Below are 20,961 nucleotides of genomic sequence, written 5' to 3' on the forward strand. Positions count from 1 at the left end.
CTCCCCAATGGCAGACAAGTGGGGGAGCACCCGGGCAGGCCATGCTTCCTCCCCCGATGCCCGCGGATGAGCCGCGGCGCCTCCAGGCGCTGCGTTCGCTGTGTCTGCTGGACACGCCCGCCTACGAACGGTTCGACCGCATCGTGCGCGCGGCGTCGCACCTGTTCCGCGTGCCCATCGCGCTGGTGACGCTGGTGGACGAGGACCGCCAGTGGTTCAAGGCCCGCCACGGCCTGGACGCCACGCAGACGCCGCGCGAGGTGTCCTTCTGCGGCCACGCCATCCTGTCCCCCGCCACCTTCGTGGTGCCGGACGCGCTGAGGGACCCGCGCTTCCACGACAACCCGCTGGTGCTGGGCGGAAGGGGAAATCAACGCCCTGGACGCGAGCGAGGCCCGCGCCGCGCTGGAGCAGCAGGACCGCTTCTTCGAAGTCTCCGTGGACATGCTCTGCATCGCCGCCATGGACGGCACCTTCCTGCGCCTGTCCCACGCCTGGAGCCGCACCCTGGGCTTCAGCGACGCGGAGCTCTACAGCCGCTCCCTGGTGGACCTGGCCCTGGACGAACTCCTGCGCGTCGCCGACGCCCGGCTCTACCGGGCGAAGGAGAACGGCCGCAACCGCATCGAAGCGGAGTGACGCCGGCGCGACGGTCAGCGCCTCAGGGATCCTTCAGCACCAGCAGCCCGCGCGACATGTCCACGACGTACACGTGCCCATCGCCCGGCACGCGGATGCCGATGGCCCCCTGGTAGAGGCTGTCGGTGCTGCGCGGGTGCGCCTCCTGGAAGGAGTCGAACGCGGCCACCTCCTTCGGGTGCGCGGGGTCCGCCACGTCGAAGACGCGCACGCCCTCGTGGTACCAGGCCACGTAGAGCTTCGTGCCCTTCAGCACCATGTTGTGGATGGACGTCTGCGGGCGCTTCCTCACCTCCCCGATGAGGCGGATGTTCGCCGGGTCGGTGACGTCCAGCACGCGCAGGTGCGCCCCCACGCGCTCGCCGCCCTCGAAGGCGATGGTGCGCCCGTTGATGGTGCCCACCGCGTTCGCGTGGCTGAACTGGCCGCTGAAGGCATACGTGCCCAGCACGGGCGTCACGTCCGGGCGCTTCACGTCCAGGACGACGTAGCCCGTGCTCGTGTGGTTGACGTAGAGCCGGTCGCCATACGCGAAGGCGTCATGCGGGTAGCTGGTGGTGTCCTCCTCGTGAGGCACGGTGATGCGGCTGAGCAACCGGGGCTCCAGCGGCGAGGCCACGTCGAACAGCAGCGTCTCCGCGTTGGGGTACGGGGACATGGCGTACAGCCGGTCTCCGTCCACGAACACGGTGTGCACGTTGATGGCGCCGCCGGGCAGCGAGCGCAGGTACTGCGGATCCGCCGGGTTCGTGATGTCGAAGACGGCGAGGCCGGAGTTGCCGCTGGCGACGTAGAGCGCGTCGCCCTTGGCCCAGACGCCGTTCCAGTAGGTGTCCTTGGGCAGGCTCACGCGGGTGACGAATACGGGGTGCGCCGGGTCGCTCACGTTGAAGACGCTCAGGCCGCCTTCCTCCGGGAACCGGGGCACGGACACCACGTAGGCGTGACCCTTGGTGACGTAGACGTCCACGGGGTCGCCCACCGGGACGGCGGTCTCGGAGACCAGGCGCATCGGCTGGGCGCCGGTGTCCTCCTCGTGGGCCAGGTTCATCCGCCGGGCATCGAAGGTGCCGGAGCGGTCCGGCACGTCGTCGGTGCAGCGCACGAAGCAGCCGGTGACGCGGCCGGGCTCCGGCACGCGGCAGCCCGCGAGCGCGTACCACCGTACGGAGGTGTCGGAGATGTAGGTCTCCCCGGTGATGAAGAACCCCTGGGGGCCCACCTCGTTGAGCACGGGGGCGTTGCCCAGGAAGCTGGGTTTCGTATCCAGGCGGAAGCCCCCGCTGAAGTTGCTCGTGGCGCTGTAGCGGAAGGTGGCCTGGTAGATGCCGGAGGGCTCCAGCGCGCCCACCGCCGCCAGGTCACAGCCGGACAGGTCGAAGCTGCTCGGGTCCGTGCAGTTCGCGCGAGGCTCCAGGGAGTTCGCGTCCATGCACGGCTCGGTGGGGACCACGTCCACGTAGTCGGTGAGCTCGGCGATGGGCTCCGGAGGATCCATCGTGCCGTCGCCCGGGCCGGAGTCGCTACAGCCAGACAAGGACAGGGCGCAGGCGAACAGGCCCGTGCCTACGAATCGAAGCAAGGACGTCATCGGATGAAACCCCCCGAAAGGCTTCGCGAACCACGGCCGGCGCGAAGCGCTGGAGAGTCTACCTCATGGCTCGGAGAGGATGAGCAGCCCGCGCGACAGGTCCACGGCGTACACGTACCCGTCGCCCGGCACGCGGATGCCGATGGCCCCCTGAAAGAGGCTGTCGGTGCTGCGCGGGTGGGCTTCCTGGAAGGAGTCGAAGGAGGCCACCTCCTTCGGCTCCTCGGGCTTTGACACGTCGAAGACGCGCACGCCCTCGTGGTACCAGGCCACGTACAGCCGCGTGCCCTTCAGCACCATGTTGTGGATGGACGTCTGCGCGCGCTTGCGCACCTCGCCGATGAGCCGGATCTTCGCCGGGTCGGTGACGTCCAGCACGCGCAGGTGCGCGCCCTCGCGCTCGCCGCCCTCGAAGGCGATGGTGCGTCCATCGATGGTGCCCACCGCGTTCGCGTGGCTGTAGTTGCCGTAGAACGAATACGCGCCCAGCACGGGCGTCACGTCCGGGCGCTTCACGTCCAGGACGACGTACCCGTTGAGCGTGTGGTTGATGTAGAGCCGGTCTCCGTAGGCGAACGCGTCGTGCGGATAGCTGCCCGCCGCCTTGTTGGGCAGGGTGAGGCGGCTGAGCAGCCGGGGCTCCAGCGGCGAGGCCACGTCGAACACCAGCGTCTCCCCGTTGGGGGAGGGGGACATGGCGTACAGCCGGTCTCCGTCCACGAACACGGTGTGCACGTCGATGGCGCCGCCGGGCAGCGAGCGCAGGTACTGGGGGTTCGCCGGGTCGGTGATGTCGAAGACGGCGAGGCCGGAGTTGCCGCTGGCGACGTAGAGCGCGTCGCCCTTGGCCCAGACGCCGTTCCAGTAGTGGTCGTTGGGCAGGCTCACGCGGGTGACGAGCACGGGGCGCGCGGGGTCGCTCACGTTGATGACGCTCAGGCCGCCGGGCTCCTCCTTCTTCCGGGGCAGCGACACCACGTAGGCGTGGCCCTTGGTGACGTAGACGTCCACGGGGTCACCCACCGGAACGGCCGTCTCGGACACGAGCCGCGGGGGCTGCGCACCGGTGGCCGCTTCGTGGGCCAGGTTCATCCGCCGGGCATCGAAGGTGCCGGAGAAGTCCGGCACGCCGTCGGTGCAGCGCACGAAGCAACCGGTGACGCGGCCGGGCTCCGGCACGCGGCAGCCCGCGAGCGCCAGGCGCATCACCTTCCTGTCGGAGGTGGTGACCTCCGCGGTGAGGAAGAGCCCGTCGGGGCCCACCTGGCGGCGCACTGGGGGAAGGCCCAGGAAGCTGGGGGCGGTGTCCAGGCGGAAGCCCGAGCCGAAATAGCTCTGGCTGTTGTAGCGGAAGAGGGCCTGGTAGACGCCGGACGGCTCCAGGGCGCGCACCGCGTTCAGGTCACACCCCGTGAGCGGGAAGCTGGCCGGGTCGGTGCAGTTCGCCCTGGGCGACCAGTAGGCCGGGTCCATGCACGGCTCGTTGGGGACTACGTCCACGTAGTCGCCGCGCTCGATGAGGGGCTTGGGCTCCGGCGTGCCCGCGTCCGGCACGAGAGGCGGCGGGTCGGAGTCGCTACAGCCGGACAGGGACAGGGCGCAGGCGAACAGGCCCGTGCCCAGGAGGCGAAAGAAAGACGTCATGGGATGGTTCCCCCTGAGAAGTGCCGCGAGTCTATGCCACCGCCCGAGGCGGATGCGCGAGCCCCCGCGCGGCGCTAGAAGCCCGCCATGCACCCACGCCGTCCGGACATCGAAGCCGCGCTCACCGGCCTGCGCACCCGCGTGCTCGGCGGGAAGGTTGTCGACGCCTGGGGCCTGGAGCCCCGCTGGCCCACGCAGGGCCCGCGGCACCAGCGGGACGCATGGCTCGACAGCCTGGCGGGGGCGCTGGAGGCGGCGCTGACGCGAAAGGCCTTCGAGCCCATCACCATCCCCGACGGACGGAGCCCCTCGCACTGGGAGTGCATCCTCGCCCACGCGCTGGTGCGTCACGGCGGACCGGTGGCTTCCTTCCCCCACTTCTCGGAGACCTCATCGTCCATGGCGCCCTGATGGATGGGGAACCGTCGGACTCGGGGCTGGTGGTCATGGGCAACCAACGGGTGCGCGCGTTGTACGCCGGCGCGAATCACCTCGTGGCCGGGGCCCTGGACGTGGAGCTGCTGGTGCCGTCCGGCTCGGACGGCTCACTGGTCGTGGGCGGAGCACTCCCCTCCAACAAGGTCCTCAACAACTTCTGGGCGCTGTGCCGGGAGGTGGGCAGCGGCCGGTCAAAGGTGCGGCCCCCTCCGTAAGGGCCGGGTAGGCTCACGCGCACGCCATGGCCCTCACGCGTCTGGACATCGCAGGCTACCGCTCCGTGCGTCAGCTCCACCTGGAGCTGGGGCCGGTGACCGTGGTGGTGGGCCCCAACGGCAGCGGCAAGACGAACCTGTACCGCGCGCTCTACCTGCTCGCGGCGGCGGCGGAAGGAAGGCTCGCGCGCACGCTGGCGGAGGAGGGCGGCACCCCCAGCGTGATGTGGGCCGGCCCGCGCGACCTGAAGAAGCCGGTGCGCCTGCGCGTGACGGTGGACCTGGACGACCTCACCTATGAGCTGCAATGCGGCCTGGTGCAGGGGTCGCCACGTGACACGATGTTCACGTTGGATCCGGAGGTGAAGGAGGAACACCTCTGGGCGCACTCGGGAGGCCGGCGTCTGGTGTTGATGGAGCGCAAGGACCGCACGGCCTTCATCCGAGATGCGGACGGAACGCGCGTCACGTTCCCCACGGAGCTGTGGGGCGCGGAGTCGGTGATGGATCAACTCTCCGAACCGCACCGCTTCCCCAGACTGGGCGAGGTCCAGCGCACGCTGAGCGCGTGGCGCTTCTACCACCACTTCCGCACCGACCCGGACGCGCTGCCCCGGCACCCGCAGGTGGGCGTGCGCACGCCGGTGCTCGCCTCCGACGGACGCGACCTGGCGGCGGCGCTCCAGACCGTCTGGGAGATTGGCGACGAGCGCGCCCTGGAGCAGGGCCTCGACGACGCCTTCCCCGGAGCCAGGCTGGAGGTGCGCGCGGAGGACGGCCGCTTCAGCCTCTTCCTGCACATGCCCGGCCTGTCGAGGCCCATGGCGGCGCCGGAGCTGTCGGACGGAACGCTGCGCTACCTGTGTCTGCTGGCGGCGCTGCTCAGCCCCAGGCCGCCGCCGTTCCTCGCGCTGAACGAGCCGGAGACCAGCCTGCACCCGGACCTGCTGGAGCCCCTGGGCCGCCTCATCGTGCGAGCCTCGGAGCACAGCCAGATCTGGGTGACGACGCACGCGGAGGCCCTGGCCAACGTCATCGCGGACAAGACCGGCACCTCGCCCGTGCACCTGGAGAAAGAGGCGGGCGCGACGAAGGTGAAGCCATGACGCCCGGCCTCTACCTCACGCACAAACCCGTGGGCGCCACCAGCTTCGCCACTGTCCGGACCTTTCAGGAGGAAGCCCAGGCCACGCGCCCCGGCCGCCGCACGGCGCTGTGTCACGGCGGCACGTTGGATCCATTCGCGGAAGGGCTGCTGCTGATGCTGGTGGGCCCGGCCACGCACCTCTTCGAACACCTGCACGCCGCGCCCAAGGTCTACGAGGCCCGCGTGGAGTGGGGCACGGAGACGGACACCGGAGACCTGCACGGCCGCCCCATCCACCAGGGCGACGCGACCGCGCTCACGCCCGAGCGCCTTGAAGCAGCACTGCGCCCGTTCCTCGGCTGGACGGAACAGATCCCGCCCGCCACCAGCGCGAAGAAGCTCGGAGGCGAGCCCGCCTACCGCAAGGCCCACCGGGGCGAGGCCGTGGAGCTGCCCCCGTCGCGCGTGTACCTGCACACCGCGCGCTGGCTCTCGCACAACTTGCCCACAGCCAGCGTCCTGGAGCTCACCTGCCGCGGCGGCTACTACGTCCGCTCCCTGGCCCGGGACCTGGGACGCGCACTCGGCTGCGGAGCGCACCTCTCCACGCTGAAGCGCACGGCCATCGGCCCGTGGAAGGACCCGGGCCCTGGTGCCCGCATCGAGCTGCACGGCCGCGACCTCCTCCCCTGGACGCACTCGCGCGCGCTCACGGATCAGGACGTGGGAGCGCTGCGCCAGAACCAATCCATCGCCGCCACGCCGCTCCAGCCCCCGGACTGGCGCCTGCCCCCGGGCTACCCGGAGCCCCCCGGCCCGGTGCGAGGCTTCCACCAGGGGAAGTTGACCTTCCTGCTCACGCCCGGGGACGGAGCCCTCTGGCCCGAGACAGAGCTGCGCGGCGGCGTCTAGAACAGACGCGCCGGAAGTGATGCCTCTCGTCACCACCCGGGAGGGCGGGGGGATGGTGACAGTCATCACCGCTGGTGACTGTTGTCACCACCCCGGACTTTGCGTCATCACCGCGTAACCCCACGGAATCCTTCAGGGTGTGCAGGTGGGCAGGGCTGGCACGACGCGAGCAATAGGTCCCGGCATGACCGCTTCCGCAAAGGAAGCCGCTCCTCCCGGAGATCAAAAATGGCCACGATCGAAAAGTTCTCTACCGCCGCCCTCAACACCAAGCCGGCCCTCGGCAACAAGGAACTCTCTGTCCTTCGCGGCTCCTCGTCCCCGGCGAAGCAGGCGGCGGAGACGAAGGCCACCATCAACAACATGAAGTCGCAGCTGGATGGCCTGAAGGCGCAGCTGCACGACCTGCAGGCCCGCCACAGCCACCTCGGTGACGGCTTCTCCACGCACGGCCACGGCTGCTGGGGCCCGCGCGACAACTGGCAGCCCAAGGACGTGGGCGCCATGGTGGAGATGAACAAGCTGAACCAGACCTCCGGCCCCATCAGCGCGGAGAAGTTCGCGGACAGCATCGAGGCCGCCGTCGGGGACCTGGACGGCCAGGCCGCCTCCGGTGAGTACCGCGCCGTCGCGGACTGGGCCGCCAACAACCGCGAGCGCCTCACCCCGGAGGCCCGCCAGGTGATGGACATCTACAGCAAGTACGCGGCGCTCTCCCAGGCGCGCGGCGAGTCCGGCATCCCCCAGGGCGACTTCAAGAAGATGCTCGCGGAGATGCGCGACGTGGGTGACGCCAGCGCGAAGAAGGCGCTCGCCAACCTGGACAGCAAGACCCACGGCGGCACCGTGTCCGGCCAGGACATGGCCCGCGCCATCAAGGCCGGCACCGCGGACCACGACGGCCAGGCCGGCGGCGCGGAGCTGAAGGAGTTCGAGAAGTGGGCCGCCAAGAACGAGAGCCGCCTCTCCCCGGAGGCCAAGGAGGTCCTGGACGTCTACCGCAAGCACACCAAGGCCGCCCAGGCCCAGGGCCGCACCGGCCTCACCGACGCGGAGAACGCCGCCATGAACAAGGAGATGCGCCAGGTGGGCGCCGGTGACGTGAGCGCCCGCAAGGCCACGGAGGCGCTCGACAAGGAGCAGGGCCCCATCTCCGGTGAGGACCTCGCCGAGGCCATCAAGAAGGGCATCTCCGACAAGGACGGCCACTCCTCCACCTCCGAGCTGAAGGAGTTCGAGAAGTGGGCCGCCAAGAACGAGAGCCGCCTCACGCCCGAGGCGAAGCAGGTCCTCAAGACCTACCAGCAGGCCGCGAAGAAGGCGGGCCCCGAGGGCATGACCCAGAAGGAGGCCGACGCCATGTTCAAGAAGATGGAGGCCTTCAAGACCTTCCACGACAGCTCCATGCGCAACGCGCTGGAGGGCCTGGACGCCAAGCAGGGGAAGATCTCCGGCAGCGACCTGACCGCCGCCATCGAGAAGGGCGCGGGCGACCTGGACGGCCAGGCGGCCGGCACCGAGTTCACGGACACGATGAAGTGGGCCCGCCAGAACTACGACCGCCTCACGCCGGAAGCGAAGAAGGTCGTGGACACCTACGAGAAGTACGCCACCCGCGCGCAGGCCCATGGCTCCACGGGCATCGGCCAGAAGGACTTCAAGAAGATGATCAACGAGATGAAGTTCATCAGCAACCCGCGCCCCACGCGCCCCGTGTTCTTCGCGGCCTGATGAGCAGTGGCAGTGGGGGGGATTTGAAGCCAGAAGTCTGAAGTGCCCCGGACCTTCGGGGGAGGGTCCGGGGCACTTGTTTTTTTCGCGGGCGCGTTACTGCTTCTTCGCCTTGGCGATGGTGGCGTGCGCCTCCTTCACCACGTTCTCCACGGTGAAGCCGAACTTCTGCTGCAGCGCCTTGATGGGCGCGGACGCACCGAAGCTGCGCATGCCGATGACGCTGCCCGTGTGGCCCACCCAGCGCTCCCAGCCGAACGCCGCGCCCTTCTCCACGGAGACGCGAGCCTTCACGTCCGGGGGCAGCACGCGGTCCTGGTACTCCTGGGGCTGCTGCTCGAACAGCTCCCACGACGGCATGCTCACCACGCGGGCCTTCACGCCTTCGGCCTTGAGCTTCTCCGCGGCCTCCACCACCAGCGCCACCTCCGTGCCGGTGCCAATGAGGATGACGTCCGGCTTGCCGCCCTCCGCCTCCAGCAGCGTGTACGCGCCCTGCGCCACGCCGGAAGCAGGCGCGAACTTCGTGCGGTCCAGCGTGGGCACCGGCTGGCGCGACAGCACCAGCACCACCGGGTGGTGCTTCTGCTGCGCGATGTAGCGCCACGCCTCCGTCACCTCGTTGGCGTCACCGGGGCGCAGCACGATGTTGCCCGGCACCGCGCGCAGGGACATCAGCTGCTCCACCGGCTGGTGCGTGGGGCCGTCCTCGCCCAGGCCAATGGAGTCGTGGGTGAAGATGTGGATGGACGGGATCTCCATCAGGGACGACAGGCGCATGGCGGGGCGCTCGTAGTCACTGAAGATGAGGAACGTGGCGCCGTAGCCGCGCACGTGGCTCAGGTTGAGGCCGTTGACGACGGAGCCCATCGCGTGCTCGCGCACGCCGAAGTGGATGTTGCGGCCCGAGTACTCGCCCGGCTTCATGGACGTGGACGCGGAGATGTACGTCTTCGTGGACGGGTTCAGGTCCGCGGAGCCGCCCACCAGCCACGGGTAGTTCTTCGCCAGCGCGTTGAGCACCTTGCCGCCGGACTCACGCGTGGCCATGCCCTTCGCGTCCGCGGGGAACACGGGCAGCTCCTTGTCCCAGCCCTCGGGCAGCTCGCGCTTGAGCAGCGCGTCCAGCTCGCGCGCCAGCTCCGGGTGCTGCTTCCGGTAGTCCGCCAGGGACTTCTCCCACGCGTCATGCAGCGCCTTGCCGCGCGCGCCCAGGCGCTCCTGGAAGCGCTGCGGGACGCCGTCGGGCACCAGGAACTGCGCGTCCTCGGGCCAGCCGTAGGCCTTCTTGGTGGCCTTGATCTCCTCCGCGCCCAGGGGCTCGCCGTGGGCGCTGGCGGAGCCCTGCTTCTTGGGCGACCCGAAGCCGATGAACGAGTTGACGATGATGAGCGTGGGCTTGCCGCGCTCGTCCTTGAAGGACTTGTAGGCCTTGGACAGCGCGTCCAGGTCGTTGGCGTCGGTGACCTTCAGCACGCGCCAGCCGTAGCCCTCGAAGCGGCGGCCCACGTCCTCGGTGAAGGCCAGGTCGGTGCTGCCGTCGATGGAGATGTGGTTGCTGTCGTAGATCCAGCACAGGTTGGGCAGCTTCAGGTGGCCCGCGAGCGACGCGGCCTCGCTCGCCACGCCCTCCATCATGTCGCCGTCGCCGCACAGCGCGTAGACGTCATGGGTGAACAGGTCGAAGCCGGGCTTGTTGAAGTGGGCGCCCAGCCACTTGCTGGCGATGGCCATGCCCACGCTGTTGGACACGCCCGCGCCCAGGGGGCCGGTGGTGGTCTCCACGCCGGTGGTCCAGTGGTACTCCGGGTGGCCCGGCGTCGCCGAGTCCAGCTGGCGGAAGTTGCGGATGTCGTCCAGCGACACGGCCGGGACGTCCAGCACCTTCGCGTCCTTCACGCGCTTCACGCCCGCCAGGTGCAGCAGGCTGTAGAGCAGCATGGACGCGTGGCCGTTGGACAGGATGAAGCGGTCGCGGTCCGGCCAGTTCGGCGTGGCCGGGTCGTATCGCAGCTCCTGCTGCCACAGCTGGTAGGCCACGGGGGCCAGCGCCATGGGCGCGCCCGGGTGGCCCGAGTGGGCCTTCTCCACCGCGTCCATGGACAGCGTGCGGATGGTGTTGATTGCCTGGGTATCGATCTTCTCGGTCGTCATGCGGCCTCCCGCGCTGAGCCTGCGTCGCGGGCGCACCATGCCGTAACCGGGGCCGCTGCGCCGCACCAAACACGCCCGTCCGTCGGCAGGCGCACGCCCCTTTCCGGGAATTACCGCCGGGCCATCGCGCCCCGGGGCGTCTTCCCCCGGGTCAGATGGTTCACTGCCTCACCCAACCCCTCCACCGTGAGGGCGAACATGGGGAATACATTGGCGATGACCGCGATGGTCCCCGAGCGCCACGACCCCCGAGGCTCCGGGTTGAGCCACACGTTGCGCTCGAAGTGCTGCGCCAGTTGCATCATCCACGTGAGCCCCTCCAGCCCCTCCTGCCGGTACTGGCCATTGGCATCCGTGCGGATGCCCAGCTCATACGGGGCCATGGATGCGTCCCCCACCATCACCAGCTTGTGATGCCGGCCCACCTGCGCGGTGAGTTCCGGCACGGTGATGCCGCCCGTCAGCTGCGGCGTGGCGTACAGCTTCCCGTAGACGCAGTTGTGGAAGTAGTAGGTGCGCAGCTCCTTGAAGTGCGTGGCCTGGCTGGCGACGCTGAACAGCCGGCTCACCAGGTGCGCGTACGGGTCCATGGAGCCGCCCACGTCCATGCACAGCACCACGCGCGTGTTGGGCCGGCGCGGCGGACGTGTCACGACCTCCAGCTCGCCCGCGTTCTTCGCGGTGGCGGCGATGCTCTCGTCCACGTCCAGCTCCTCCGCCACGCCCTCGCGCGCGAAGGCCCGCAGCTTGCGCAGCGCCACCGCCATCTGCCGCGTGTCCAGCACCAGGTCGTCGCGGTAGCCCGCGTACTTGCGCGCTCCGGCCTGCCACAGCGCCTGGCCCTGCCGCCCGCCCGTGCCGCCAATGCGCACGCCCTGCCGGGCCATGCCATTGTTGCCAAAGGCAGACGCGCCGCCCGTGCCCACCCAGCGCGTACCGCCGTCGTGGCGCTCGGTCTGCTCCTTCAGCCGCTGCTCCAGCTGCCGGCGCAGCTCTTCGGGATCCCACTGCTCCAGGAGCGCCAGCTCCTCCGGGCTCAGGTCGGTGCGCTCCTTGGCCTCCTCCAGCCAGGACAACAGCTCCTCGGTGAGCTTCAGCGCGTCGGAGGCCACACCCTGGAAATGCGCGAGGAACGCCTGGTCAAAGGCATCCAGCTGCGTCTCCGAGTGGACGAGGAGCGCGCGAGCCACGTGATAGAAACCATCCAGGCTGCTGTCATGCAGCCCGGCCTTCAGCGCTCCGGCCAGGGCAAGCGCCTCCTGCGCGCCCACCTTCACCCCGCGCTTTCGCAGCTCGTAGAAGAACGGCAGGAACATGGCGTGGCCTCCCAAGCCTGCCTTAAGCGCGAGTCCGCCGGCCGCGCCCGAAGGCCTCCGCCACCGCCACCAGGTCCTGCTCTTTCTTGAGCAGCGCGCCCAGGAACGGCAGCTGTTCATCCAGCTTCAGCTCCACCACGCCGTTGGCCTTGAGCACGGAAATCCAGTCAACGAGCTCACTGGTGGAGGGCCGCTTGCGCAGACGCGTCATCGCGCGCAGCTCGTAGAAGATCTTCAGCGCCTGGTCCGCCAGCGACGCATCCAGCCCCGGGTGGTGCACGTCCACGATGCGCTGCATGAGCTCGCGCTCCGGGAAGTCGATGAAGTGGAACACGCACCGGCGCAGGAACGCGTCAGGCAATTCCTTCTCGTTGTTGCTGGTGATGAGCACCACCGGGCGGTGCTTCGCCACCACCTCGTCGTTCGTCTCGGAGATGCGGAAGCGCATCCGGTCCAGCTCGTGGAGCAGGTCGTTGGGGAACTCCAGGTCCGCCTTGTCCACTTCGTCGATGAGCAACACCACGCGCTCCGGAGCGGCGAACGCCTCGCCCAGCGGCCCCAGGCGGATGTATCGCCGGATGTCTCGCACGTCCCCGTCCCCGAAGCGCGAGTCATACAACCGCTGCACGGTGTCGTAGACATACAGGCCGTCCTGCGCGCGCGTGGTGCTCTTCACGTGCCAGGTGAGCAGCTTCAATCCCAGTCCCTGCGCAATCGCTTCCGCCAGCAGCGTCTTGCCGGTGCCGGGCTCGCCCTTGACCAGCAGTGGACGCTGGAGCGTGAGGGCGCAATTGACGGCCGCCTGCAGGCCCTCGCTCGTGAGGTAGGAGTCGGTGCCGCGGAAGCGAACAGGGGTGGGAACCGGAGTCATGGTTGGTTCCTTTAACATCCCGGGGAATGTTTCCATCCCTCCCCAGGCGGTTGGGTGTATATCCTGCCCCACATGGCCCCACTTTCTCTTGAGACCGAACTGCGCGACATGGTCCGTCGCGAGTTGCAACTGCAACTGGCTCCCGTTCAGAAGGCCGTCGCCCGGATGGCCAATGGGCTGGATGCGCTGGACGACCTGCGGGAGATGATTCAACGGCTGGCGCCGCTCTCCAGCCGCCTCGGGGCCGTGGCGGGCGTGCGCACGCCCACGCTGGCGCCGGAGCCGGTCCGCCGCCGTCCGGGCCGTCCGCCGAAGGCCGCCGCGCCCGCCGCGAGGGGTCCGGGCCGTCCGCCAAAGGCCGCCGCCGCGCCCGCCGCGAGGGGCCCGGGCCGTCCGCCGAAGGCCGCCGCGCCCGCCGCCGCGCCCGCCGCGAGGGGCCCGGGCCGTCCGCCGAAGGCCGCCGCCGCGGAAGACAACCAGGCCTGCGCCGTCATCGGCTGCAAGCGCCAGAGCCGCTCCAAGGGCTACTGCTCGGCGCACTACCAGAAGCTGCGCCTGCTCATCCGCACCGGCCGCCGTCCGGAGGCGTGGGTGGATGGCGCGAAGTCGCAGTCGGTCCCGGACGTCACGCTGCCGCGAGGCCGCGCGGGCAGCCAGGCGCTGAAGGAAGCCGCGAAGCCGGCCGCGCCCGCGGCGCCGCCCAAGCCCAAGGCGTGGGTGCGCAAGAAGGGCTCCGGCGGCGGCATGGTGTCGCTGACCTGACGGAGGACGTCGTCCCCGGTGGTCCCCGCGTGACGGGTCGCCCCCAGCGGCCCGCCGTGCGTGCCTCGGGCCCGACACGCAGTGCTTCCTTCGATTGACATGCGGGCCGTGGAGGTGTGAATCCCGGCCCCATGAGCGAGCAATATCCAGTCACCGTCGCGGTCCGCCGTCCCGACGGTTCGGTGGAGCAGGTCCGGGTGGGCACGGCGTACCGGAACGACGAAGGCTTCACGCTGCAATTGGGCGAGCTGTCCATGAGCGCCACGCCCGTCGCGGCGTCGGCCCCGGCGTACCGCCGTCCCGCGTCCTCGGGCGCCCCGTCCGGTGGCGGTGGTGGTGGTGGCGACGGCACGCTCCTGCCCAACTACGGCCGCAGCAAGGGCGCCCCCGTCTACGGCGCCAGCCTCCAGGACCTGGAGTTCTACGCCAACGGCGCGCGCCGCTCCCTGGCGGACCCCAGCAAGTCGCGCTGGCACGACAAGGAGCGCCAGCTCCTGGCCGCCATCGAGGCGGAGATTGCCCGGCAGCGCGGTGAGGGTGGCGGCGGCGAGCCCCCCGCGCGCGGCGGTGGCGGAGGCGGCCGGGGCGGTGGCTACGGCTACGGCAACCCGCCGGACGACGGCGAAATCCCGCCCCCCGGCGACGACGACAACATCCCCTTCTGAGTGAAGCAGCGGACCCCCGCGGCCGGGAAATCGGTCGCGGGGATATCCAATCGGTCCCGGCTCGCGCAATACAAGAGGTGATCACCCGGCCGACTCGGGGGTCATTGATATCGCCGGCCCGATGGTAGATACGGTCTGTGTATTCAGTATTACCAAAAGTGAATTGACACATCGCGTGTGCTTCATTCCACGCCGGTGACTTCACTTTTGAAGCATTCCCCATCCTGCGGATTTCACAGGCCTGAGGGGGTGTTCTGGCGTCGCTCGCCCTTCACGGATGACGCGTCCAGAAACCGGAACTCCGTCTTTCCGAGGGCTTAGGAGGTGGCCTGGAACGTGCTCTAGGCACCCCAGCCAGGGAATCCATCCCGTCCGGCAAGGCTGTGAAATCGCGAGGCCATGGAAATGACCGAACGGGTGTGTGTGGTGGGTGCGGGTTCGTTCGTCCCAGCACGGACCATCTCCAACGAGCGGATCGCCAAGGCGATCCCCGGCTGGTCGGCCGCCCGCATCGAAGAGAAGATTGGCATCAAGGAGCGCCGCTTCCTCTGGGACTTCGACGACGAGACGGGCCGCGCCATCCCCCCGCCGGACGACGTGCTGGGGCGCTTCTACCCGGCGACGAACACGGACATGTGTGAGGTGTCGCTGCGCCAGGCCCTCTCGCGCGGCGGCGTGGATCCGAAGGAACTGGACGCGCTCTTCGTGGTGACGTGCACCCCGGACGCGCCGCACTTCAACCACGACGCCATGGTGCTGCATGAGCGGCTGGGCCTGCGCGAGGACGCCTTCGCGCTGGTGGTGGATGACGGCTGCGGCGGCACGCCGTACGTGCTGGACCTGGTGCGCAAGATGATGGACGGCGGCCGCTTCCGCACGGTGGCGGTGGTGGCCTCGGCGTTCACGTCCCCGCTGCTCAACCGCGAGGTCTACACGGACGAACTGCCCCCCACGCCGGGCCGCCCCAAGGCGCTCAACGCGTACCTGTCCATGTATGTCTTCGGCGACGGCGCGGGCGCGGTGGTGCTGCGCAGGCAGCCGGGCGACGAGGACGGCCCGGGCATCCTCTCCTCATTCTCCGGCAACGCGTACGCGGAGCTGGTGTCGCGCCGGGGCGGCGGCATGCTGAAGCTGCCCTACCAGCCAGGTCGCACGCGCCCGGCCGACATGGCCTTCGTGGTGGACGGCTTCAAGGTCGCGCGCAGCTACCCGGAGTACATGCAGAAGTGCCTGGACGCGGTGCTCACGCCCACGGTGCGTGAGCAGGTGAAGCGCTACTACTTCCACCAGCCCAACAAGCGGGTGATGGACGCGTTCGTGAGCCGCGCGGGCCTGCCGAAGGAGGCCGTGGCCTGCAACGTGGATCGCATTGGCAATACGTCCGCGGCCGGGATGTTGATTCTGCTGGCGGACGACCTGGAGCAGGGTCGTGTTTCACTCGGCAGTGGGGACCTGGTGGTGGTGGCGGCCGTCGGCGCCAACGTCCATTATGGCGCCCAGCTCGTGCGGCTGTAGCGCGCACGGGTGTTGTCATCTCCTCCCCCCCGGAGATTCCCCCCTCTATGAGTGAGCAGCGCAAGGAAGTCGTGGTCCTGGAGCCCGCCATTGCCCAGGACCTGGAGAAGCGCCTGGCCCTGGCGACCCCCGACGACACGGCACGAGGCATGTTCTTCAACGGAGCGCTGAACGCGGTGCGCATCCTTGGTGGCGACGCCGCGGTGGAGAAGTGTCTGGCCGCGGTGCAGGAGAAGAAGTTCGTGGACTTCTTCAACTACCCGGTGTCGGGCTTCCTGAAGCTGTCCTTCACGGGAGCGCAGTTGATGGGGCCGCAGCTGGGCGGCTTCGACGCGATGTTGCGCAAGATGGGCACGCAGGCGACCACGGACTTCCTGTCGTCCGCGGCGGGCAAGACGCTGCTGCTGCTCGCGGGTGACAGCCCCAAGCGCCTGGTGACGAACCTGCCCACGGGCTACCGCGCGGCGGTGAGCTACGGCGACCGCAGCGTGGAGTGGTCCAGCGACCGCGCGGGCAAGCTCCTGATGAAGCGGGACTTCATGCCGCCCGCGTACCACGAGGGCGTGCTCCAGGCCGTCATCGAGGCCCTGGGCGCCCGGGGCGTCCAGGTGAAGGGCCGGCAGACGGGCCCGGTGGACACGGAGTACGCGCTGTCCTGGCAGTGACCGGAGCAGACAACCCGCGGTCCTGAAGAAGGATGGGTGCGAGCATGGCGCAGGCAGGAGCCACGGTGCGGCTGCAGTCCGGCACGGAGTGGGTGTATGCCTTTCGCTCGCAGGAGGACGCCGCGACGCCGCCGGATGAAGCGGTGTGCGCCGCGGCGCCCTTCACCCCCACGGTGAAGCTGGGCGCCGGCCTCTACGTGCCCGTGGGCGACGGCACCTATGAAAGGGTGGGCTCGGCGACGGCCTGCTTCCGGCTGACGGACCGGGCCTTCACCCCGGGCACGCAGGTGCCGTTCCATGCACGCTTCGTCCTGCCGGTGGGCGCCTTCAGCGCGTCCGGCGAGTGCACGCTCGTGAGCAATGACCAGCCCCAGTCGGGCGTGGTGCTCGCGGGCGGCGCGCTCAAGCTGGTGGAGGTGCCGCCGGGCTTCGTGGGGGGCGTGATGTCCAACCTGAGCGTGTTCAACCCGCTCAAGCTGCCCGGCTTCGCCACGGGCTCGTACTACACGCTCTACGCCTTCCGGAAGGACGCCGCGTCCAGCACCCCGGGGTGAGCCGGAATGTCGGGGTTGCCTGGGAGAATACGTCCCGGGTCATCCGACGCCATCACGAGGGGGACGCATGGAAAGCAGGTGGAATCCGCTCTACGAATCGCTCGGCTACCGGCCGCCCGCGAGCGGTAGGGGCGCGCCATCGGAGGCACCGCCGCCGGAGGACACGGACCTGCCGCTCCTCGGCGCGGAGGAGCTGGACGCGCTGAAGTCCGCCTTCCTGCGCGAGCCGGAGGACGTGCTGCGCTGGACGGAGAGCGGCCTGGGCGCGAGGGTCACGGTGGGCGCGTTCGTCGAAGCGCTGCGCGAACTGGAGCTGCTCTTCACGGACCCCGGCCAGCTCCAGGAGCAGCTGGACGCGACGGAGCGCCACGCCCGTCAGGGCACGGGAGGACTGCCCGCGGACTTCACCTTCCCGCTGAGGACGGAGGAGATCCCCATCGACCCCGCGCGCACGCGCTTCGAGCCGCGGGCGGACCTGCGCGGCTGGCTGTTGTTCAGCGGCCCCGTGTGGCTGGAGCAGGGCGCGGCGGTGAAGCAGGCCCCGTTCCGCTGGCACTTCGGGGCGAAGAGCCGCTTCGTCTATCCGCTGCGGGAGCCGGAGCCCGGCCGCCCGGTGGAGGTGGCGCTCTTCGGAGACTTCGGCACGGGCGAATACGCTTCCCGCTACATCGCCCGGCAGCTGGTGATGCGCGGCGAGCGCCTGGACTGCGCGGTGCACCTGGGCGGCGTCTTCTACTCGGGCCGCCAGGGCGAATTCGACGCGCACGTGGCGGGGCCGCTGGAGCCGCTGCTCGGGACGACGTCGCTCCTGACGCTGAACGCGCCGCCGGAGATGCGCTCGGGCGCGGGGGCCTACTTCCGCTACCTGGACGAGCGGCGGGGCGCGGGCCCCCGTCACCCGCAGGAGGGCAGCTACTTCTGCCTCGCCGCGGAGCGCTTCCAGCTCATCGGCCTGGACACGGCCTGGTTCGAAGCGGGCCGTCACCGCGAACCCGCGCTGCTGCAATGGCTGGAGCAGCGCCTGTCGGAAGGACGCCGGCGGGGCGCGATGAACATCCTGCTGAGCCACGCCGCGCCCTACGGACCGGACGCGGCGCGGCTGCACCCATTGGTGACCGAGGACCTGCGCGCGCTGGTCGTGGAGCGCGAGTGGGTGGACCTCTGGTGCTGGGGAGGCGCCCAGGCCGGAGCGCTCTATGACCGCGCGCCGGGCCTGCCCTTCCTCGGCGCCAGCCTGGGCCACGGAGGCTTCCCCTCCGAGCGGAAGGACGCCCCGGAGTACCCGGTGGCGCCGGTGCGCTTCTTCGAATCCCGGCCGCGCTTCCCGGAGTGGACGGGCGTGCGCCAGGACCGGGGCAACCACGGCCACGCGACGCTGTGGCTGCACTCGGACGGCAAGGCCTCGCTGCGCTACACGGACTGGATGGGCCAGGTGCGCTGCGAGGCGTCCCTGTCACGGCGGGCCCCCAGGGAGCCCGTGACGCTGAAGACGCTCGACGTGCGGGAGTGAGTCAGGGGCCCTCAAGCTCCGGTGATGCCGCGCTCCTTCATGTACTTGCGAAGGCCCGCGGCCGCCTGGGCGCGCACCTTGTTGTGCAGGAGCGGAGTCCACCCGAGCGCCCATCCCACGGGCCCCAGCGCCTGCCGCGACCAGGTCCAGAAGGGGAACCGGTCGGTGTGGCGGATGATCTTCCCGTCGGCGAACTCGAAGGACGCATCAATGCGGTTGAGCACCTTCCGGCCCGTCTGGCTGAAGGTGTAGCGCGCATCCCAGTGGGCGCTGCCGGTGCGGTCATCGGCCTGGACCTGGCTGAAGTCGAGCTCCAGGTCCTTGCCGCGCTCCAGCAGCATGCGCCACATGGAGGTGGCCCCCGCGTAGCGCAGGCCCTGGAACACGGCGTCGTTGAACTCCACGTCCGGGTGGTAGCAGGCGGCCATGCCGTCCGCGTCGCGCCGCTGGAAGGCCGAATAGAAGTCGGTGATGAGCTGGGAGTGCGGGTGCATGTCACCGGTCTAGCGGAACGGCCGAGCAATGGAAAAGGCCGCATGGCAGAGTCCGTCGCATGGCTCGCGACATCGTCATCTGGCCCCACAAGGTTCTCACCTCGCCCACCCAGCCCGTGACCGACTTCGGCCCGGCACTCGAGACGCTCCTCCAGGAGATGTCGGAGTCCATGGCGGAAGCCAAGGGCATCGGCATCGCGGCCAACCAGGTGGGAGTCGCCCTGCGCGTGGCCATCGTCGGCCGCGAGGACGGCACCCAGTTCGAAATCGTGAACCCCCAGATTCTCTCGAAGGAGGGGAGCGTGAAGTACGAGGAGGGCTGCCTCTCCGTACCGGACGTCTGGGAGAAGTGCCCCCGCGTCGAGCGCGTGAAGGTCCGCTACCAGGACAAGACGGGCGAGTGGCACGAACTGGAGGCGGACGGTCGGCTCGCCCACGTGCTCCAGCACGAAATCGACCACCTGGACGGCCACGTCTTCGTGGAGCACCTGGGCAGCCTGAAGCAGAAGCTCATCAAGGAGCGCATGCTGAAACTGCAGAAGTCGCTCGCGCGCCGCAAGGACGAGCCCTCGCAGGACAAGGGAACGAAGCGCTCGTAAGCGAATGGACCCGCGCCCCGTCCCCCGCAAGGTCCAGGCCTTCCGTGAGGAGTACCGGGCCCAGGCCATCGGGCCCGGCTACCGGGGGCAGGCCCACTTCGCCTTCACCAGCCTTGTATGCCTGGGAGGAATCGCCCTGGCGCTGAGCCAGGTGGAGGCCCCCCGGCTCTGGGAGCTGCTCGGAGTCCCCGCGGTCATCGCGCTCGCGAACACCATCGAGTTCCTCGGCCACCGGGGCCCCATGCACCACCGCACCCGGGGCCTGGGCCTGGTGTTCGAGCGGCACACCGTCCAGCACCACCGCTTCTTCACCCACGAGGCGATGGCCTACGAGTCCCCCCGGGACTTCAAGATGGTGCTCTTTCCCCCGGTCCTGCTCCTCTTCTTCCTGGGAGCCATCGCCGCGCCGCTGGGAGCGCTCTGCTTCCTGCTCATCTCCCCCAACGCAGGCTGGCTCTTCGCCGCCACGGCGCTCGGCTATTACCTCGCGTACGAGTGGGTGCACTTCACCACGCACCTGCCGGGCAGCCACTGGAGCGCCCGCCTGCCCGGCATCTCCTTCCTGAGGCGCCACCACCAAGTGCACCACGATCCCAGCCGGATGGGGCGCCACAACTTCAACATCACCGTTCCCCTCGGAGACGGGCTCTTCGGAACGCGGTGGCGCGCCCCACCGGACGAGGAGCAGGCGGCTCGCCGAGGGGAGTGACGGGGAAAAAGAAAGCCGGAGCCGGGGGTTCACACCCTGGAACGGCGTGCCCATATCCCGGGCGTCTCGGGAGGAATGATCAGGCCCGGATCAATCAGGGTTTGACGTCGCCGAATCGAAGCGTTAGAGACTGGACCCCCGCGCAACGAACCGTCGGCCCCCGGGCCTCGGAAAGTCAGCGCGGGGGGAAGAAAAGGATCGACGAAGGATGTTGATCCCGAACGCGGCAAAGAGGTAGAAGCCGCGCCCCGCTCGCAAGGAACCGAAGGCAGCAGCTCGGAACCTCGGAGCGGTCAGCAGCAAACGGTCGCCACCAAAATGGTTGATCGCGGATGCGGTGGTGGTACAAGCCGCGCCCCTCGCTTCGAAGCCCGCGCACTGGCGCGGAAGGCACTTCGTTAGAGAGAGCAGCACCGACAAGAAAATAGGGCGGTCAACCAAGCGAGTTGACAGCGAACGCGGCGAAGAGATAGAAGCCGCGCCCCACCGAAGAAGCGGCGGTCCGGAAGACAACACGACGGACGCAAAGCGGTGAGGAAAGCTGACAGCGAGCGGTTGACAAGGAAGACGGCGCTGAAGTAGAAGCCGCCTCCCTCGAAACGAAGCGGCGGAAGTCACTGGACGGCGCCGACGAGATTCGAGACAGCCCGCAGGACGCAAAAGCGAAGTTGACGCTGACTGCGAACTGAAATAGAAGCTGCAACCCCGCCGGTTGAAACAAAACCGGCAACGAAGTAGACGGTAGCAAAAGTCGCGAAGCAGCACAAGCGGCTCGGTCTTTGAAAACCAAATAGCAAGCCCAAGCAGTAATGGATTGCGGAAACCGCAGTCAATTTTTTGAGGGCATCTTCACCTTCAAGAGCAGCGCTGAAAAGCGCAGCGAGAAGGGA

21 protein-coding genes and 1 pseudogene are annotated in these 20,961 nt (G+C 69.3%); 15 read left to right on the forward strand and 7 right to left on the reverse strand.

What is annotated here, in order from left to right:
* Positions 1–56: 56 nt before the first annotated feature.
* A pseudogene (locus tag D7X55_RS45755) lies at positions 57–308 on the forward strand (diguanylate cyclase); the annotation flags it as partial.
* 136 nt (positions 309–444) lie between these two features.
* Positions 445–639 (forward strand): PAS domain S-box protein, encoded by a 195-nt coding sequence (locus D7X55_RS44640; RefSeq protein ID WP_233609863.1) that lies wholly within the window; start codon positions 445–447, stop codon positions 637–639.
* Between the two features lie 22 nt (positions 640–661).
* Here the strand turns inward: D7X55_RS44640 and D7X55_RS15445 are convergent, their stop codons facing one another.
* Both D7X55_RS15445 and D7X55_RS15450 read right to left on the reverse strand, forming a co-directional pair.
* Positions 662–2,230 (reverse strand): LVIVD repeat-containing protein, encoded by a 1,569-nt coding sequence (locus tag D7X55_RS15445; protein ID WP_121723433.1) that lies wholly within the window; start codon positions 2,228–2,230, stop codon positions 662–664.
* Positions 2,231–2,293: 63 nt separating this feature from the next.
* Positions 2,294–3,874, reverse strand: a complete 1,581-nt coding sequence (locus tag D7X55_RS15450; protein WP_121723434.1) for an LVIVD repeat-containing protein — start codon at positions 3,872–3,874, stop codon at positions 2,294–2,296.
* Positions 3,875–3,961: 87 nt separating this feature from the next.
* Here D7X55_RS15450 and D7X55_RS15455 point away from each other — a divergent pair, with 87 nt between their 5' ends.
* The 5 genes from D7X55_RS15455 (at position 3,962) to D7X55_RS15475 (ending at position 8,257) form a co-directional block, all read left to right on the forward strand.
* The gene (locus tag D7X55_RS15455) at positions 3,962–4,285 is read left to right on the forward strand and encodes a hypothetical protein (RefSeq protein WP_121723435.1); all 324 of its coding nucleotides are present in this window, start codon (positions 3,962–3,964) and stop codon (positions 4,283–4,285) included.
* Entirely contained in the window at positions 4,285–4,527 is a 243-nt protein-coding gene (locus D7X55_RS15460) for a hypothetical protein (RefSeq protein WP_120549543.1), read from the forward strand. The genes D7X55_RS15455 and D7X55_RS15460 overlap by 1 nt, the downstream gene beginning before the upstream one ends.
* Before the next feature lie 26 nt (positions 4,528–4,553).
* On the forward strand, positions 4,554–5,633 hold the full coding sequence (locus D7X55_RS15465; RefSeq protein WP_121723436.1) for an AAA family ATPase: 1,080 nt from the start codon (positions 4,554–4,556) through the stop codon (positions 5,631–5,633).
* Positions 5,630–6,526: a tRNA pseudouridine(55) synthase TruB gene (gene truB, locus D7X55_RS15470; protein WP_121723437.1), complete on the forward strand. Its 897-nt coding sequence runs from the start codon at positions 5,630–5,632 to the stop codon at positions 6,524–6,526. Before D7X55_RS15465 ends, truB begins: the two co-directional genes overlap by 4 nt.
* 228 nt (positions 6,527–6,754) lie before the next feature.
* Positions 6,755–8,257 carry a hypothetical protein gene (locus D7X55_RS15475; RefSeq protein WP_121723438.1) on the forward strand — a complete coding sequence of 501 codons (1,503 nt, stop codon included), beginning with the start codon at positions 6,755–6,757 and terminating at the stop codon, positions 8,255–8,257.
* A 96-nt stretch (positions 8,258–8,353) separates the two neighbouring features.
* Here D7X55_RS15475 and tkt read toward each other — a convergent pair whose 3' ends face one another.
* The 3 genes from tkt to D7X55_RS15490 form a co-directional block, all read right to left on the reverse strand.
* Positions 8,354–10,411, reverse strand: coding sequence for a transketolase (gene tkt, locus D7X55_RS15480; protein WP_121723439.1), 2,058 nt, complete (start codon positions 10,409–10,411; stop codon positions 8,354–8,356).
* A gap of 110 nt (positions 10,412–10,521) precedes the next feature.
* On the reverse strand, positions 10,522–11,727 hold the full coding sequence (locus D7X55_RS15485; RefSeq protein ID WP_120549548.1) for a VWA domain-containing protein: 1,206 nt from the start codon (positions 11,725–11,727) through the stop codon (positions 10,522–10,524).
* A 22-nt stretch (positions 11,728–11,749) separates the two neighbouring features.
* Positions 11,750–12,598: a MoxR family ATPase gene (locus tag D7X55_RS15490; protein WP_121723440.1), complete on the reverse strand. Its 849-nt coding sequence runs from the start codon at positions 12,596–12,598 to the stop codon at positions 11,750–11,752.
* Positions 12,599–12,763: 165 nt separating this feature from the next.
* Here D7X55_RS15490 and D7X55_RS15495 point away from each other — a divergent pair, with 165 nt between their 5' ends.
* The 6 genes from D7X55_RS15495 to D7X55_RS15520 all read left to right on the forward strand — a co-directional run bounded on the left by D7X55_RS15495 (position 12,764) and on the right by D7X55_RS15520 (position 18,269).
* Positions 12,764–13,360 (forward strand): vegetative protein, encoded by a 597-nt coding sequence (locus tag D7X55_RS15495; RefSeq protein ID WP_306437730.1) that lies wholly within the window; start codon positions 12,764–12,766, stop codon positions 13,358–13,360.
* Positions 13,361–13,491: 131 nt separating this feature from the next.
* Positions 13,492–14,025, forward strand: coding sequence for a hypothetical protein (locus D7X55_RS15500; protein ID WP_120549551.1), 534 nt, complete (start codon positions 13,492–13,494; stop codon positions 14,023–14,025).
* Positions 14,026–14,430: 405 nt separating this feature from the next.
* Complete coding sequence (locus D7X55_RS15505; protein WP_120549552.1) at positions 14,431–15,540, forward strand: 3-oxoacyl-ACP synthase III family protein; 1,110 nt, start codon at positions 14,431–14,433, stop codon at positions 15,538–15,540.
* Between the two features lie 47 nt (positions 15,541–15,587).
* Positions 15,588–16,205, forward strand: a complete 618-nt coding sequence (locus D7X55_RS15510; protein ID WP_120549553.1) for a DUF2378 family protein — start codon at positions 15,588–15,590, stop codon at positions 16,203–16,205.
* Positions 16,206–16,249: 44 nt separating this feature from the next.
* On the forward strand, positions 16,250–16,759 hold the full coding sequence (locus tag D7X55_RS15515; RefSeq protein ID WP_120549561.1) for a hypothetical protein: 510 nt from the start codon (positions 16,250–16,252) through the stop codon (positions 16,757–16,759).
* 67 nt (positions 16,760–16,826) lie between these two features.
* Entirely contained in the window at positions 16,827–18,269 is a 1,443-nt protein-coding gene (locus D7X55_RS15520) for a hypothetical protein (protein WP_120549554.1), read from the forward strand.
* A gap of 11 nt (positions 18,270–18,280) precedes the next feature.
* Here D7X55_RS15520 and D7X55_RS15525 read toward each other — a convergent pair whose 3' ends face one another.
* Entirely contained in the window at positions 18,281–18,763 is a 483-nt protein-coding gene (locus D7X55_RS15525; protein WP_120549555.1) for a nuclear transport factor 2 family protein, read from the reverse strand.
* Positions 18,764–18,822: 59 nt separating this feature from the next.
* On the opposite strand from D7X55_RS15525, the gene def reads away from it, so the two are divergent.
* Entirely contained in the window at positions 18,823–19,362 is a 540-nt protein-coding gene (gene def, locus D7X55_RS15530; protein WP_120549556.1) for a peptide deformylase, read from the forward strand.
* Positions 19,363–19,366: 4 nt separating this feature from the next.
* The gene (locus D7X55_RS15535; RefSeq protein WP_121723442.1) at positions 19,367–20,071 is read left to right on the forward strand and encodes a sterol desaturase family protein; all 705 of its coding nucleotides are present in this window, start codon (positions 19,367–19,369) and stop codon (positions 20,069–20,071) included.
* A 614-nt stretch (positions 20,072–20,685) separates the two neighbouring features.
* Here the strand turns inward: D7X55_RS15535 and D7X55_RS44645 are convergent.
* A partial coding sequence (locus D7X55_RS44645; RefSeq protein WP_233609862.1) for a hypothetical protein occupies positions 20,686–20,961 on the reverse strand: 276 nt, incomplete at its 5' end.

Origin of the sequence: Corallococcus sp. AB049A (assembly GCF_003668885.1) — a bacterium.
Lineage (GTDB): Bacteria > Myxococcota > Myxococcia > Myxococcales > Myxococcaceae > Corallococcus > Corallococcus interemptor.